The organism is Spirillospora sp. NPDC048824 (genome assembly GCF_043198455.1).
Lineage (GTDB): Bacteria > Actinomycetota > Actinomycetes > Streptosporangiales > Streptosporangiaceae > Spirillospora.
Window position 1 is genome coordinate 376,260 of the sequence record NZ_JBICUS010000006.1, and the last position, 13,750, is coordinate 390,009.

The 13,750-nt window shown below is 61.9% G+C and carries 16 protein-coding genes; 7 read left to right on the top strand and 9 right to left on the bottom strand.

Features of this window, described 5'->3' with window-relative positions; translation table 11 throughout:
* Positions 1 to 51 precede the first annotated feature (51 nt).
* Positions 52 to 546: an SgcJ/EcaC family oxidoreductase gene (locus tag ACGFIS_RS15065; RefSeq protein ID WP_392971156.1), complete on the top strand. Its 495-nt coding sequence runs from the start codon at positions 52 to 54 to the stop codon at positions 544 to 546.
* Between the two features lie 62 nt (positions 547 to 608).
* On the opposite strand, the gene ACGFIS_RS15070 is transcribed toward ACGFIS_RS15065, so the two are convergent.
* The 4 genes from ACGFIS_RS15070 to ACGFIS_RS15085 form a co-directional block, all read right to left on the bottom strand.
* The gene (locus ACGFIS_RS15070) at positions 609 to 1,124 is read right to left on the bottom strand and encodes a DUF6196 family protein (RefSeq protein WP_392971159.1); all 516 of its coding nucleotides are present in this window, start codon (positions 1,122 to 1,124) and stop codon (positions 609 to 611) included.
* Between the two features lie 154 nt (positions 1,125 to 1,278).
* Positions 1,279 to 1,629 carry a DUF1801 domain-containing protein gene (locus tag ACGFIS_RS15075; RefSeq protein ID WP_392971162.1) on the bottom strand — a complete coding sequence of 117 codons (351 nt, stop codon included), beginning with the start codon at positions 1,627 to 1,629 and terminating at the stop codon, positions 1,279 to 1,281.
* A 226-nt stretch (positions 1,630 to 1,855) separates the two neighbouring features.
* Positions 1,856 to 2,041 carry a DUF397 domain-containing protein gene (locus ACGFIS_RS15080; protein WP_392971165.1) on the bottom strand — a complete coding sequence of 62 codons (186 nt, stop codon included), beginning with the start codon at positions 2,039 to 2,041 and terminating at the stop codon, positions 1,856 to 1,858.
* A complete protein-coding gene (locus tag ACGFIS_RS15085; RefSeq protein ID WP_392971168.1) occupies positions 2,038 to 2,847 on the bottom strand; it encodes a helix-turn-helix domain-containing protein in 810 nt (269 codons plus the stop codon). Before ACGFIS_RS15085 ends, ACGFIS_RS15080 begins: the two co-directional genes overlap by 4 nt.
* A 95-nt stretch (positions 2,848 to 2,942) precedes the next feature.
* Here ACGFIS_RS15085 and ACGFIS_RS15090 point away from each other — a divergent pair, with 95 nt between their 5' ends.
* The gene (locus ACGFIS_RS15090) at positions 2,943 to 3,752 is read left to right on the top strand and encodes an ATP-binding protein (RefSeq protein ID WP_392971171.1); all 810 of its coding nucleotides are present in this window, start codon (positions 2,943 to 2,945) and stop codon (positions 3,750 to 3,752) included.
* A 164-nt stretch (positions 3,753 to 3,916) separates the two neighbouring features.
* Here the strand turns inward: ACGFIS_RS15090 and ACGFIS_RS15095 are convergent, their stop codons facing one another.
* Positions 3,917 to 4,780 carry an NgoMIV family type II restriction endonuclease gene (locus tag ACGFIS_RS15095; RefSeq protein ID WP_392971174.1) on the bottom strand — a complete coding sequence of 288 codons (864 nt, stop codon included), beginning with the start codon at positions 4,778 to 4,780 and terminating at the stop codon, positions 3,917 to 3,919.
* 126 nt (positions 4,781 to 4,906) lie between these two features.
* Positions 4,907 to 5,785 carry a hypothetical protein gene (locus tag ACGFIS_RS15100; RefSeq protein WP_392971177.1) on the bottom strand — a complete coding sequence of 293 codons (879 nt, stop codon included), beginning with the start codon at positions 5,783 to 5,785 and terminating at the stop codon, positions 4,907 to 4,909.
* Between the two features lie 336 nt (positions 5,786 to 6,121).
* Between ACGFIS_RS15100 and ACGFIS_RS15105 the strand changes: the two genes are divergently transcribed.
* Genes ACGFIS_RS15105 through ACGFIS_RS15115 form a run of 3 tightly spaced genes read left to right on the top strand, consistent with a single transcriptional unit; the run spans position 6,122 to position 7,233 of the window.
* Positions 6,122 to 6,487 carry an HYD1 signature containing ADP-ribosyltransferase family protein gene (locus ACGFIS_RS15105; protein WP_392971262.1) on the top strand — a complete coding sequence of 122 codons (366 nt, stop codon included), beginning with the start codon at positions 6,122 to 6,124 and terminating at the stop codon, positions 6,485 to 6,487.
* A complete protein-coding gene (locus ACGFIS_RS15110) occupies positions 6,472 to 6,762 on the top strand; it encodes a DUF6881 domain-containing protein (RefSeq protein WP_392971180.1) in 291 nt (96 codons plus the stop codon). Before ACGFIS_RS15105 ends, ACGFIS_RS15110 begins: the two co-directional genes overlap by 16 nt.
* A 3-nt stretch (positions 6,763 to 6,765) precedes the next feature.
* A complete protein-coding gene (locus tag ACGFIS_RS15115; RefSeq protein ID WP_392971183.1) occupies positions 6,766 to 7,233 on the top strand; it encodes a very short patch repair endonuclease in 468 nt (155 codons plus the stop codon).
* A gap of 14 nt (positions 7,234 to 7,247) precedes the next feature.
* On the opposite strand, the gene ACGFIS_RS15120 is transcribed toward ACGFIS_RS15115, so the two are convergent.
* From ACGFIS_RS15120 to ACGFIS_RS15130, 3 genes are read right to left on the bottom strand one after another with little or no spacing between them, the layout of a single operon-like run.
* Positions 7,248 to 8,033, bottom strand: a complete 786-nt coding sequence (locus ACGFIS_RS15120) for a protein NO VEIN domain-containing protein (protein WP_392971186.1) — start codon at positions 8,031 to 8,033, stop codon at positions 7,248 to 7,250.
* A gap of 37 nt (positions 8,034 to 8,070) precedes the next feature.
* The gene (locus ACGFIS_RS15125; RefSeq protein ID WP_392971189.1) at positions 8,071 to 9,900 is read right to left on the bottom strand and encodes a DEAD/DEAH box helicase; all 1,830 of its coding nucleotides are present in this window, start codon (positions 9,898 to 9,900) and stop codon (positions 8,071 to 8,073) included.
* A 3-nt stretch (positions 9,901 to 9,903) separates the two neighbouring features.
* Complete coding sequence (locus ACGFIS_RS15130; RefSeq protein WP_392971192.1) at positions 9,904 to 11,319, bottom strand: hypothetical protein; 1,416 nt, start codon at positions 11,317 to 11,319, stop codon at positions 9,904 to 9,906.
* 113 nt (positions 11,320 to 11,432) lie between these two features.
* On the opposite strand from ACGFIS_RS15130, the gene ACGFIS_RS15135 reads away from it, so the two are divergent.
* Both ACGFIS_RS15135 and ACGFIS_RS15140 read left to right on the top strand, forming a co-directional pair.
* Positions 11,433 to 12,131: a hypothetical protein gene (locus ACGFIS_RS15135; RefSeq protein WP_392971195.1), complete on the top strand. Its 699-nt coding sequence runs from the start codon at positions 11,433 to 11,435 to the stop codon at positions 12,129 to 12,131.
* Positions 12,132 to 12,304: 173 nt separating this feature from the next.
* A complete protein-coding gene (locus tag ACGFIS_RS15140; RefSeq protein WP_392971198.1) occupies positions 12,305 to 13,711 on the top strand; it encodes a DNA cytosine methyltransferase in 1,407 nt (468 codons plus the stop codon).
* Positions 13,712 to 13,750: the final 39 nt, after the last annotated feature.

The window sequence follows — 13,750 nt, forward strand, 5'->3', positions numbered from 1 at the left end:
CCTGGTATCGTAAGTTTCGTTGATCGAAACAATAGCACCGTGGAGGACGCCATGAGCACCCAGCACACCGACGCTCAGATCAAGGAGCTGTTCGAGCGGTTCATGCAGGCCTGGACCGCAGGCGACGCCCACGCTTTCGGCGCCTGCTTCACCGACGACTCCGACTACGTCTCGTACGACGGCACCCGCGCGACCGGCCGTGAGCAGCACCAGGAGAACCACGACAAGCTTTTCCGCGGCGTGCTCTCCGGCTCGGCCCTGGTCGGCGACCTGGAGTCCATCCGCTACATCACCCCCGATGTAGCAGTCCTGTACGGCACGGCCTCGGTGCTGATGCCCTGGAGGTCCAAGCTCCCCAAGCGGCGCCTGTCCCGCCAGACCATCGTGGTCGTGAACACCGACGAGGGTTGGCGCATCACCGCCATTCACAACGGCCGGGTGCGCCCCATCACCGTCCCCGAGCCCGACGCGTTCCCGTCCAAGATGTCCCAGCTCATGGGCCGCGCCGCCCGCCGCCTTGGCCGCGGCCGCCCGGCAACCGCATGACCAGCGCGCACACCCGCCGGAAGGGGTGCCGGCCGGTGGACCAGGGCACTGACGGCGGGAGATCACTCGCCGGGGTGGCTGGTGCGTAGCGTCTCGACCACTGCGACCGCGTCCTCCAGCATCTCGATGGGGCAGCCCCAGTAGTCATAGATGCCGCCCCGGGCCTGGTTGCTGCCGCAGATGACGAACACGCCGGTCCCCAGCTCGGCCTTGAGGTGAGTGGCCAGCCAGCCGACGAAACCACTGTTGTCCTGGACGTCGGGGAAGTGGAACGAGAAGATCCCGAACCGCTCGGTGCCGCTGTGCCCTTGAACGAAGGGGACCAGGCGGCTCCAGCTTTCCTGGTCGCGGATCATCGCAAGGGTGTCCGGTGTGAGCTCGGGGGCCTGGTCGACGGGAAACTCTTCAAAGCACCAGACGCCGTCGTGCACGATGACCTCGGCTTGAGCGATCACACCGCGCAGACGGGCCTCCGTCTGCTCCTCGGTTTCCACACTGACACTGACCATGGGTGCCCCCTCCGTAATCCGGCCTGCCTGCCCGGTGATCAACCCCAACTCCGCGTACGGCTCGTTCATTTCGTCTCGGCCGGGTTCGTTGGAGCTGACGCCAGGTGCTCACCTCGTCCTCCTCCACCAGCAACGACCTTCAGCAACGAGTCGGAGCCTGACGGAGCCAGCCCCTGCTTCCCCGGTTGGCGGGACGCAGGACAGCCCGAGGAAGCAGCGGGCTTCAGGTGCGGAGGCTCACCAGTTGGCGGAGGACGTCCTCCAGCGCCGCCCGGCCGGCCGTGACTTCACTCATGTCGGCGAAGTAGGTCATGCGCCTGCCGGGCATGCTGCCCTCCAGAAGTGCATTGCTGATGTTGACGACCTCGGGGTCGTGGAAAACGAGGTGGACGCGGTCGGTGGCGCGGAGGTTGAAGGTCACGAGGTAACCGCCGTCGAAACTGAAGGTCGGCGCGTTCCACTTGATCTGCTCGGTGATGCCCGGGTTCACGCCCTTGATGATGTCGCGGGTCTCCTGCACCTCAGCCTTGAGCGGATGGTCCAGCTCGGCCATGAAGTCATCGACCGCCGTCATGGGCTGAGCGTAAAGGAACAGTGCTCAAGCACAGCGGCCCTGGAGACGGGCCTTCGCGTCGACTCCAGAACGGGGCATTCACCAGCGGAAGTTCGCTGTGGTGGTCGTGGCGGACGTCGTCATGGTCGACTCGCTCCCGGCGTGGCAGCGCCCGCAACTTGTCAGCGGGCAGCAGCGCGGACGGGCTGTTCCGGGAGTCGACGTCATCGCCACTCTGCGCTGCTTCTCAGTTCTGGTCCTTGAGACGCTGCACGAGAGTCGCGAACGCTTCAGGAGTGAGGGTGAGGTGCCCGTGCCCTTGGCGCTTACTGTCACGGACTCCGATGCCTTGGACGAGTCGCGCCACCTCGACACACTCACCTGACGTCCCCTGAGTTGACCGACTGCTCTTGCGCCATGTGGGGGGATTCATGTGAAGCTCTCCATCAGTTGCTCAATCAGGCGTCGTGAGGATTCTACGGGCAGAGCCACTGCGCCGATGCGGTCGAACCTCAGCTTCAGGCCACGAACCTCAGCCGCCTCGAGCACCAGTCTGCCTCCGTTGGGTGCCTCTACGAAGCCGACCTCTCCTTGCTTGACTGTAATGATCTTGAACGGCCCGTCCAGCCCCTCATGCGCGCCCGCGCTCTTTGGGACGATGCGCAGGAACACGTTGGGACGTCTGGAGAGCTCGAGTAGATAGGCGAGCTGCTCTCTCATCACATCTGCGCCGCCGACCGGTATATCGATCGCACTCTCAGAAAGAAGCACCCAGAGTTCGGGCGGGTTGTTGCTGTCGAGAACCTTCTGGCGCGCCAACCGCTTTTTGAGATCCTCCTCAACATCCTGATTTCGTCCAGCCTCGAGAAGGGCACGGGCATAGCCGGGAGTCTGGAATAGGGCAGGTATGAGTTGGCCGTCGTAGCTGTGGACTCTCTCCGCGCGCGCTTCGAACTCAGTGAAGTTTTTGAACCAGGTCGGGTCGTGACCTTGGCGGGCGTACCAGACCATGATCGAGAAGTGGCTGCCGGTGTGCCAGGCACCGTCCAGGATGGCGGCCTGCTTCTCGTCGAGCTTGGCCTCGCCGTTCTCCAGTCTGGAAATTGAGGAACGAGCGCAGTTGAGCAGCTTACCCACGGAGTCTCCCGTGAGCCCGCGCTGCATGCGGTGGAACCGCAGCGAATAGGCGATCCACGCCCACATCGAAGATCGCGGGTCTGGGGACTCGTTGATGTTCACGACCTACCCTCTCTCGCGGCCAAGTTCCAGAAGTTCTCGGGGACAAGAAAAGCCTAGGTCAAGGGACGCAGTCTGTGACCCGAAGAAAGAAACCTGTGACCTACAAGGAGGGTCTCAAAATGGCGCAGATAGTGCAGTCCGGACATATGGCAATCGGTCACGCCGCTGATATAGCGCTGGGAGGGATGTGTGCGTGGCGCCTCCCCACCGACGCGAGCTGTGCCTCGGTCGCCCGCTCCCTCCTCGGCCTCGCCATGACGACCCTCGGCCTGGACCGCGACAAGGTCGACGACGCGACCCTGGCCGTCAGCGAACTGGCCACCAACGCCCTCCACCACGGCCTCAACGCCGGCCCCGAAACCCCGACCGCCCCGCCCGAACTATGGCTGTGGGCCCGAGCCACCCCAACGCCGCAACTGGTGCTGACGGTCTTCGACGCCTGCCGCTCGTCCTGGCCGGACACCACACCTCGGGGCCTGCTGGACGACCACGGCAGGGGCATCGGAATCGTCGCCATGCTCGCCGAAGCCTGGGGCGCACACCCCACACGCTCGATATGCACCCAAGGCGTGCCAGGCAAAGCAGTCTGGAGCGCCTTCGCCCTCCCCGACCCATGGTCCAACACCCGCACAACCGCCCCACCCATGCTCGCGGCCCGCCACCTGGTCGCAATGCTCACCGCACGCGGAGTCACAAACGTCACCCACCGCCACGGCAAAGGCGTCTCCCTCGTCACCATCCCCCTGGGCGGCAACGAGGAGACGAACATCTGGATCGAGCCAGGCCACCTCAGCTACACCACCCCGACCGGCACTCGCCACCGCCGCCCCATGATCGACCTACACGACGCCACCGAAACCCTCGTGCAGGCGCAGGAAAGGATTACCGCGCCTAACCTGTTTTGATTTCGTGAATTAACAGTTCGGGCGAAATTAGCTTGAGGCTTATGTGAGGCCTTTTCCGGGCGGAGTCTACCCTTTTTGCCCTGACATGCCGCGTGCGCCTGACGGTCTCCGAGATTTTGTTCGAAAACGAATACCAGGTTACTCTGCGGCATTAGTCAGACAACTTAGACGGCCAGGTCTAGGGGAAGATCGGTGATGTCGCGGATCCGCTTGCCGTCTACTAGGGTATGGAGCATGCTGATTGCCTCGTCGTTCTCCGTCCCGTCTACCGCCCTAATCAGTTCCGGTAGCGCAAAGTGATAAACCATATCGATGTCGCCGGTGCCAAGCGCTAGGGATGCCAGCTTAGACGGCGATGGTTCGCCAGTGACGACAACAGTATGCGGCATACGGCCTTTCCGGTTTCGGATTACGTTTAGCGCCTCGGACCGCGCATTCTGTGCCCGATCGCTCCGAAGTGTCCATTTACATGAAACTACAGCGTGCACGATTAAACGCTCCTGGTTCTCCCGTCTGATGACGGCATATTGACCAAAATCCGCGTCCACGAATTCGTGATCGCGGTTAATCGCCTCATCTGACTCGGGGCTTCGCACGATCAAGATGTCCGGGCCAATATCGTACGAATTACCTAGCACTGAAGCGAGAGTGCGGTCGCTTTCGATGGCGCGAGCCAAGTCGGCCAGGTGTGCATACGGCTCGTACTTGGCTACCTGGTACTCTTTGCGAGATCCTCCGACGTTGTAAATACTCCAATCGCCGGGTCGAAGAGATTGAAGGTAGGGAAATGTCTCCTTCAGAAAATTTTCAACAGCTTGCTCAAACTGGCGCCCTGCCCGCTGCCCTTGCAGTTTCTTCTCTACTGTCTGAGCGGCCAGGTCATGTGCAATCCCCTCTGCTATGGCGACGCTGCTCTTCTGGCTCTTATCGGCATTGGAGGCAACTTGATGGGGCGATAGTGTGAGCGTATGCCTCTCGACGAGATCGTTGTGGAACTTCTTCCTGGCTTCAGTAAGTATTGCTGTCATCGGATAAGGCCGCCAATCTTGACAGGCTCAGAGCGATCTTAAAATGGTCGTTCGCCTCAGCGCACTGGATAGCGAAGTCCGCGTAGGCGCGCGAAGGTCAGAAATCTCTCCTCCTCGGATGGGCGCCTAGGGTACGACCCCCTGTATGGCGCTCGTAGCGGAGTACGCCGGCCCTTCGATAACGCAATCGTTCCGGGCTGACAGTCGTGCGCTGACGCCGATGTGGCCATTTTCCTGCGCTGTAAGAAACCATCGCTGAGCCTCCTCATTGCGTTGCAATGTCTCCAGAATTTCACCCAAGAGGAAGGCGGCATCAGCGTGGCCTGCGTCCGCAGCAAGTGCAAGATAAGTTTCGGCAACTGCACCCTGACCCTGGTATAGATATGAGCGACCTGAGTTAAATGCTACCTGTGCAGCGACCTCAGTATCCAGTGCTCCTGGCGCCGTCCTATTGGCATTGCCGTTCCAGTAGCGCGCGTCGTCGGTGTTGCCCGATAGCCACTGCAGTACGGCGAGTTTTCGGAAGGAGTCCGCATCATCTTGGCCGATCGCGCATTCAAGCAGACTGATTCCATATTCGCCAAAGAGGTCGGCAGTACGATCGTGGCGCGGGTCATTCGAGTTAAAGGAAGTTGCCCTCTGCTCCCCACTGGTTCTGCCGGCGCGCAAGACGGTGTCAGCAAATACCTCAGCCTCTTCTATAGCACTGAGTGCAATCACATAGTCCCGCCGTTTAGGTAGCTTGACGTAACGAACCGTCAGGTGAAGCAGTAACAGATTGCGTCTTCTCAGCTTTTTCAAACCGCAACCCGTCTTCATGCGGCTGATGGTGGGGGTGGTCAGGCGGTCCGGCAGATCGACAGAGTAGACCGCCTTAAGGGCTGTGGCCACTTCCCTGCTCCTGTTCGAAATGACGTCCTGGGTTACACCGGACCACTCGATGAGCTCGCTGACGAGGCGAGACTGCTCGCGAGGTATCCCCATATCGGGTTGCTGCCGCTCCATGCCGAACCGCCCTCTGTCCCGGACCCGGAAGCTCGATGACGGTCAGGAGAATAGCGGGAGATATCCGGCTTGTCCATCGTGAAGCGTGCTTTTCGCCCACGCTGTCCGTATTTCATTTTCTTTCACTTTGGGAGGGGACCGGCGCTGCCCTGGCCAGCATCTCCGGCCGTTCCACTGCGGAACCAAGTAATTCGCCAGCTCAACCGGCAGGTTGTGCACCAGCGGACGGACCGGCGGAGCGGTTTATGAAATATTTCAGGGAGTCAAGAATGTTGACGCAGATGGTGCTGGCCTGATCGTCTAGCCCGGGTGAAAAGGGACGATGCCATACCCCCAGTGGTTGAGCACGGCGAACTGGCAACGCTGTGGCACTACACCGATGCGCGAGGAGTGTCCGGAATTCGAGAGAGCCACATGCTGTTCCCGTCGCTGCGGGAGGTGAACCCGAGGGACGCGCGCTATGGCGACGGCCAGTACCTCTCCGATGTGCCCCCCGGGTCGATGTCCCTGGCTCAACTCTCCCGTCGCCTCGTGGGAGTCCCCTGGCAGGGGCACCGCTTCACGCACTACGTTGAAGTCGACGTGGCGGGGCTTGCCTTGGTTCCGTGCAGGAGCAGCGTCATCCTTGTCCCCCAGCGCGGCCCGCTGCGGCTGGATGGGAGGATCGTTTCCTGGGGGGCGAACGAATGGTCTGGTACCTGAGAGTCGAGTGGTTGCACGACTTCAGCGAGGAGCCGGTCGAGATTTACAGTGAGGTCGGTGATGACGGCTACGAGATCCGGAAGATAGAGGTGTTTCGAGACGGACACCTGCAGTACGCTGACGAGCGCCGCGAGGCTGCGGGGACCAGTCTTTCAGAGACGCCTGTGGGGACGGTGGATGAAATCGCTGCCCACAGTGAGTTCCGGCCTCACGTGATCAGTGAACAAGAGTTCGAGCGGACGTGGGCTCGAGCCATCGCGATGCCGGAGGAGTGACTCGTGCCTGGCAGCGATGCGGGAAGCAGCGAGACTTGGCAGGCCCCGAAGGGCTCGTGGGCATCGTCGGCCGCGAATCGCCGGAGCATGCTGGGCAACCGCAACCGTGACACGTCACCCGAGCTTGCGCTCAGATCCCTGGTACACGCTGCCGGGCTGCGCTATCGGGTGGCAGCCAAGCCGCTTCCGGGGATGCGCAGGACCGCAGACTTGGTCTTCAGGCCGACCCGGGTCGCTGTCTTTATTGACGGCTGCTTCTGGCATGGCTGCCCTGAACACTTCGTGCCTCCAAAGACGAACCCGGAGTACTGGCGCGGGAAAATCGGTGGCAACGTAGAGCGAGACCGGAATACGGATGCGCGTCTCGCGGAGGCTGGATGGCTCGTACTGCGGTTTTGGGAACATGAACCTGCTGACCACTGTGCCCAAGCGGTCTGCGAGGCGGTCTGGTCCCGTCGCCGTGCCGGCTGAGAGCGTCGGCCATTTTATCCACGCAGGAGTGGTGAAGCTTCCTGTCCCAGAACAGCGGCGAGCCGCGGGATCCCGCTGGATGAATGCTCCGGTGGTACTTCGATCCGGCACGCTTCCCAGCGCGCGTACAACCCTCGGTCGTGCGGGACCTGAGTTTCGATCCAGCTACTGTCGACAGAGGCAATCGCCCTGATTGCAAGCTGATCTGTGAGCTGGAGAACGATGAGTTGCCAGGAAGGGTCGTACTGCATTACCTCGTATTCGCGACGCGACAGGAAAAACGGCAGGCGGTTGCGCCGTGTCGTGGCCTTGGCTTCGATATGTAGGCTGTGTCGCTCGGCGTGGACCGCGATGTCGTAGCCGTATCCGTCGGAGTGGGCAGCGACATGTTCGATGCTCGCGTTCGTTGAAGCGGAGAGCAGTGCCACAAGAGCCGCTTCGCCGGCGGCACCGATACGCGAGCGTTCCGCCGCGTCCACTTTTCCCCACACGGCGTGGATCTCCTGGTATGCCCAGTTTTCGCTGAGTCCGAGTACTGCGGCGGCTCGACCTGCATCGATGGGCAGTTCTGTCGGCTCGCGTACATGGATGTCGACATCCGAAAACCATGAAACGTCGCCTGTCAGCAGGAGAGAGCGGAAAATGCGTTCTCCGGCAGGCTGCGCATCGTCGGGGTCGTATAGAAGCCCGGTTTCCTCCAACCATCTATACGCGGCATCATACTGCGTCGGACTGATGTCGCTGTACTCCGTATGGGTGGTGAACAGCGACCGGCACCTCACCCGGCCGTTGGCGGGCAACTTCTCAACCCAGCGGACAGCGGCTCGCAGAAGAGGGTCAGGAGGCACGGGCAAGGATGTGGCCCATCAATGCTTGAAGGTCGACCTCGTCGAGGCCGCCGCCGACAGCTGGTTCCTCTTCAAGGTCGGAGAGCTGCCTTACTTCCGGATCGTCTAGCACCTTCCCCATGAATTGAAGCTTCTCGTCCAGCCGCAGCGTCACGATGTCATCGATGGTCTGCTCGGAGGCTAGGACGGTGATGCGGGTCGCAGTCTCCGGAGCTAGGCCGAGGCGGTGGATCCGGTCCAGGCTTTGCAGGAACCGGCCGGCAGCGAAGTCGCGGTCAACATAGACAGCGTCATGGCAGTGCTGGTGGAGGCTGATGCCCTCACCGAGCGTGGCCGGGTTCGACAGCAGCACCATGCAGTCTGGGTTGTTGCGAAAGCGCTCGATCTCCGATCTACGGTCCTTCGTACCGCCGTGCACCAGCGCCGGCTGGTACTCCTTGAGAATGCGCCCGAGGGTGTTGAGACTGCGAATAAAAGTAGACCAGACGAGGGTCTTGCGGCCCTGGACGGCGTTGGCGTCCACGATGGCCAACGTTTCACGGTACTTGGCCGAGAACTCGTAACTCGGCAGATCCTGCAATAGCTCAAACAGTTGCGTGCCCTTCGGCACCTGGAGTGGCGGCACCTGGTACTCCAGCGGTTCGTAGCGAGTGCTGCCTACGCGCAGAAGCGCCGGGCTGGTCGCGGCCATGAGCAAGTAGACCGTGATTCTCCCCCATGCCAGGAAGTCGGCTTCCGATCCGGTTGCCCGTGCGGAGAACCTGCCGACGAGTGCCTCGTAGATCTCATTGTGCAGAGGCGGCATCTCCAGGGGCACGATCTTCGTACTAACCGGGGGGAGACCCAACTCGTGCTTCGTCGTGCGGGCGAACAGCGGGCGGAGGGCCTGGCTTGCCTTTGCGAGGTCACCGCCGCCGACTGCCTGGATCACTTGCTGGCGGCCGTAGCCAGGCCACACGAACCCGAGCAGGTTCTCCAGGTCCTTGGCGCCGTTGGGCGCCGGCGTCCCGGTCAGGATGAGCCTGCGCTGGGCGCGCGGACCAAGGGCGAGACAGGCTGAGCCGTAGACACCGCGGGGGCCGGCTTTCATCCGATGGGCTTCGTCCAGCAGCAGCAGGGTTGGCCGCACCGAGAGCCAAGAGCTTAGATCTTCGAGCGCGCTGTCCAACCGCTCGTAATTGATGATCAATGCGTCGGATGACCGAGAAGAGCCCTTGTCATACACCGACATCCGCAGAGGTCGGCTAAAGCACACCTTGTTCTCGTACAGCCAAGCCTCGTAAGCGGATTTGGGCCCAACGATAAGCAATTGCTCGACCTCGCCCCGCTGGCGTAGCGCCTGGAAGACAGCCAAACCTACGCGAGTCTTGCCGGCCCCAGGGACAGAGAAGTTCGCGCCATGGCGGAGAGATAGTAGCTTGGCAATGTCACGGCGCTGGAAGGAGGTGAGGCCGCCTGTCCAGACGGGACCGAGAATACCTTTGAGCTCCTCAGGGTCGGGTTCAGCCGCGGTCGGCGGCGGCGAGGCAAGGCGCTGGGCTACGGCTCGGGAGTCAGCGGCCGAGTCCCTGACGAGCTGCGCCAGTTGCGGTTCCCAATGCACAGTCTTCGGCTCTGGCCATGCTTTGAGCGCACGGAGGTTGCTGAGCAGGTCGTCGACGTCGACGTCAAGGATGGTGGGGGTGCGATGGATGCCGCTCTGAAACCGCAGAGCAAGCCGCCGCAGATCCGATGCGCGGTCCTTGCGCACGTGCAGCCGGGCTGTGACTGCATCGTCTCCGAAGCCGATCTCAAGACTGGGCCCGGCAATGGCCTCCACAGGTCACCGGTCCTTTGTGGCATTGAGGAGCCAATCCACGCCATCGCCAGGCGAAGTAAAGGTTCTTCCAGCCTGCTTGGCCAAGCGGGCCAAACTTTCGCGCAGCGTAATCAGCGCGTCATCGAACGCCTCTTCGTCCAATGCCCGCTTGGCCTTTGCCTCAGCAAACTCAGAAGCGCACTGGTCGATAAATTCCGCTGCATCCGTCACCCGTACCGGGACGGCAATCCGCCGCTTGCGCAGCTGCTCGTCTTTGCCAGCGAGGGCGGTTGCTGTACTGAACACTTCCTTAGCCGCAGCGAAGACAGTGTTGGCCGCAGAGACCTCGGTAGGAGGAACCCTGTCCGGTGCCCTTCTGGCCGCATCCGCCTTCAGCAGCTTGTCAGTGAGATCGCGGACTGCCTTGACGTCGTCGGCGTCGTCGGGGATGACGACATCGTCGAGTCCGGGTAGTCCGCCTGAGTCGGGACTCTCCTCGGTATCCCGGCGAAGGGAGTCGGGGAGCCGCTTCTCGAGGTAGCGCGCGTAGAAGTCCGGTTCGGCGAGCCGGAGTGTCGTCTTGGGAAGGCTGAGGACCACCATGGCGAGGCGGGATTCCTTCAGCCGTTCGGCCCCGTCAGGGTCTGCTGTAGCCAGAGTGGCGTAGTCGCGTGCCAGTTCCCGCAACTTCTCCTGATGGTCTTCGAAGTCCACCAATCGGAGGCTTGCCCCGTCTCTGGTCTTACTGCGGTCGATGGCGTCATTGATTAGCTCGTAGACCCATCGGTCCCGCTGGAGCGTTGGGAGCTTGATGTTGAATGCCTTAGCGACGTCCTCCTGCTTCCTCCCCGCTGCGAGCTCCTCCTCAACTGCAATGAGCCTGTTGAGGTAGGAGTAGTCGCGCCGCTTGTCTCGGCGGAGTTGCAGGGACAGCTCAACCCTATTGACGTCGTGTCGGCTGGTGTCATCGGGGAGGACGCCGACGCGTATGTGTTCTCTCCCGAGCTCCCGGAGTGCAGCGCAGCGGGTGTTGCCGTCGACAAGTATGCCGTTCGGGCTAATGATTCCAGGATCCCGCTGACCGAACTCGTCCAGCTCATCGAGGAGCGCCGCGTACTCTGGGTCAGTCTTGCCTAGGTCCTTGGGGTCGCGGGTTAGCAGGTAGCGGAGGTACTCCTGCCCCTCCTCGCTCCACGGCCGCTCGTTGAGAACCCGGTTGCGTTCAGGGTCGAGGCTGCGCTGTGCCCGAATGCGGTGGGTGTCCGGGTTGAAGTACAGCATGCCGACCGGCATAGCAATCACATACAGGTGCCGCTGCCCGGCATCCCGCCAGTCAACGGTCACCTTAGCGCCGTCCTCGGCCACGGCCTGCTTCAGCCGCTCATGGACGAGCTCCTTGATCGTTTCCCCCTCAGGCGGGAGGCCAAAATCCGCAGCCATAAGCAATGTCCCTCCAATGGGCTAGCGTAGCGATCGCCGTGGGTTCTGAGGCAACCAAGCGTCCGCGGCCGCTGGCATCGGCGCCCCAGCGCTTGGTGGTAAGGGGAGACAGCGTGAACGCACCTGCCTGGAACGACCCGGACCTCAAAGCAGGCAGTATGGTCCGCGCCGCCCTCTGGCTCGTCCAGGAGGTAGGGGAGGGCAACACCTTCACCAAGGAGCAGTTGCGGGCTGCCTTCCCTGGGGTGTCGCAGATCGACCGCCGCGTGCGCGACTTGCGCGACTACGGGTGGGGCATCCTGGCCAGCACCGAAGACGCGAGTCTGACGAGTGAAGAGCAGCGGTTTGCCAAGACCGGCGCGGCTGTCTGGGATCCGAAGGAACGGCGTGCTGCCGCACCCCACAACGCCCCGTCAGCCAAGGAGATCAGGGCGACACTTGAGCGCGACGACTTCCTCTGCACTGTCTGCGGCATCTCTGGCGGGGAAGAGTACCCGGACGATCCCAACAGGACAGCGGTACTGTCGGTGAGTCGGCGTGCCACAGTGCTTCCAGACGGCCACGAGGAGGTGCTGCTGCTCACGGAGTGCAAGCGCTGCCGGAGTGGTTCCTCTGAAGCAGCGGCAAGGGCTGATGAGGTCGCGGCAGACATCCGCATCCTCGACCCAGCAGAGCGGAGAAGACTCGCCCGCTGGATCAAGCGCAACCGCCGTGTCTCGACCCCCGTCGACCGAGTCTGGTCGGCATACCGGCGCCTGCCGACAGGCGCCCGCGCCCAGGTGCTTTCGGAGCTGGAGGCTGAACTCCGCTAGATAGCGAGGCGGAGGTCGACGGCTGGTCTTCCCAACCGTACACTTCCACATTGCTCATGGCCCCACCAGCCGCAACGCTAAGGCGTGCGGAGCACTTGCTCCGCCCCCGGGCTGCAACGGGGAGCCAGATTCCCATAGGCGCAACGCATGTCGCATACAGGTTCCCAGGGTGCTTGGAGGAGAACAACTTGTCCGGAGGAGCCGAGGAGAAGCCGCTCGAGGTCGTGGAGATCTGCGCGGGCGCAGGTGGCCAGACGCTCGGCTTGGAACGCGCTCTTTTCCGCCATCGCCTAGCGATCGAATTGGACGAGAACGCGGCTCGTACACTTCGCCGCAACCTGGTCAAAGTCCTTGGATATGATGAAAAAGAGGCCAACGATACGGTTCGTATCGGGGACGTAGCCGACCCGAAAACCTGGAAGAAGCCCAGCGGGGATTCTCACCTCGCCGAAGATGCTGAACTTAGCGAGGGTTGGGACCTCAGCGAGTACGAGGACATCGACTTGCTGGCTGGGGGTGTTCCCTGCCCTCCCTTCAGCATCGCCGGCAAGCAGTTGGGGGCCAGCGATGAACGAGACCTGTTCGCTTGGGCGGTCGAGTTGTGCGGCCGAATAAAGCCCAAAGCACTTCTCTTGGAAAATGTAAAAGGCTTGAGTGGAAACCGGTTCACGGCTTATCGAAAGCACGTCCTCGATCGTCTCCAGGAGTTCGGGTATGAAGCCGAATGGAGACTGCTTCAAGCCGACCAGTTCGGGGTTTCTCAACTCCGCCCCCGCTTCGTACTGGTGGCACTGCGGCACGAGTATGCTCGACATTTCCACTGGCCTACACCGCACGTGGAACGCCCTCCGACAGTCGGTGAATTGCTCCGCGACTTGATGGCTGAGGGAGACTGGACCTCAGAAAAACTTGAAGCCTGGGTCAAGCAGGCCGATGATATCGCCCCTACTATTGTAGGCGGTTCTAAGAAGCACGGAGGCGCCGACCTCGGCCCGACTCGCGCAAAGGCGGCATGGGCAGCGCTGGGTGTCGACGCCAAAGGGGTAGCCGATGGCCCGCCCGGGCCGACCAACCCCAGGGTCGAAGGTGCCGAGCATCCGATGCTAACCGTCGAAATGGTAGCTCGAATCCAGGGCTGGTACGGCGAGGAGTTCGCCGAGTGGGAGTTCTTTGGCGGCAAGACTTCTAGGTATCGACAGATCGGTAATGCGTTTCCCCCGCCGGTCGCAAAGGCGCTCGGCGTGGCAATCAGAGAAGCCGTTCAGAAGACAGGTAAGATACGCCCACTCGTTGAAAATTCAGAAGTCACACTCGACCCTGTATACAAAATCCTGCAAGGCCGGAAGCGGGCAATGACCGTCGAGCAGTTGGTCTCCAAGCTTGAGGAGAATGGCGTGGCACTGGAGCGGCCTGAAGTGGAGCGACGCCTCTCTCATCTAAGTCATGATTTCGAGCTGATTGAAAAACCTCGGAAAAACGGCGAGGTAGCATTCCTTCTAGGTGATTTTAAGGCATTTATTGGCCAAGGTGATCACCGGCGCCACCAGTTGTTCGCCCAGCACCGCGCCAAGATCAGCTGACATTTGAAGGGCAGCCCCGCGATAGCGAAACCGATGATC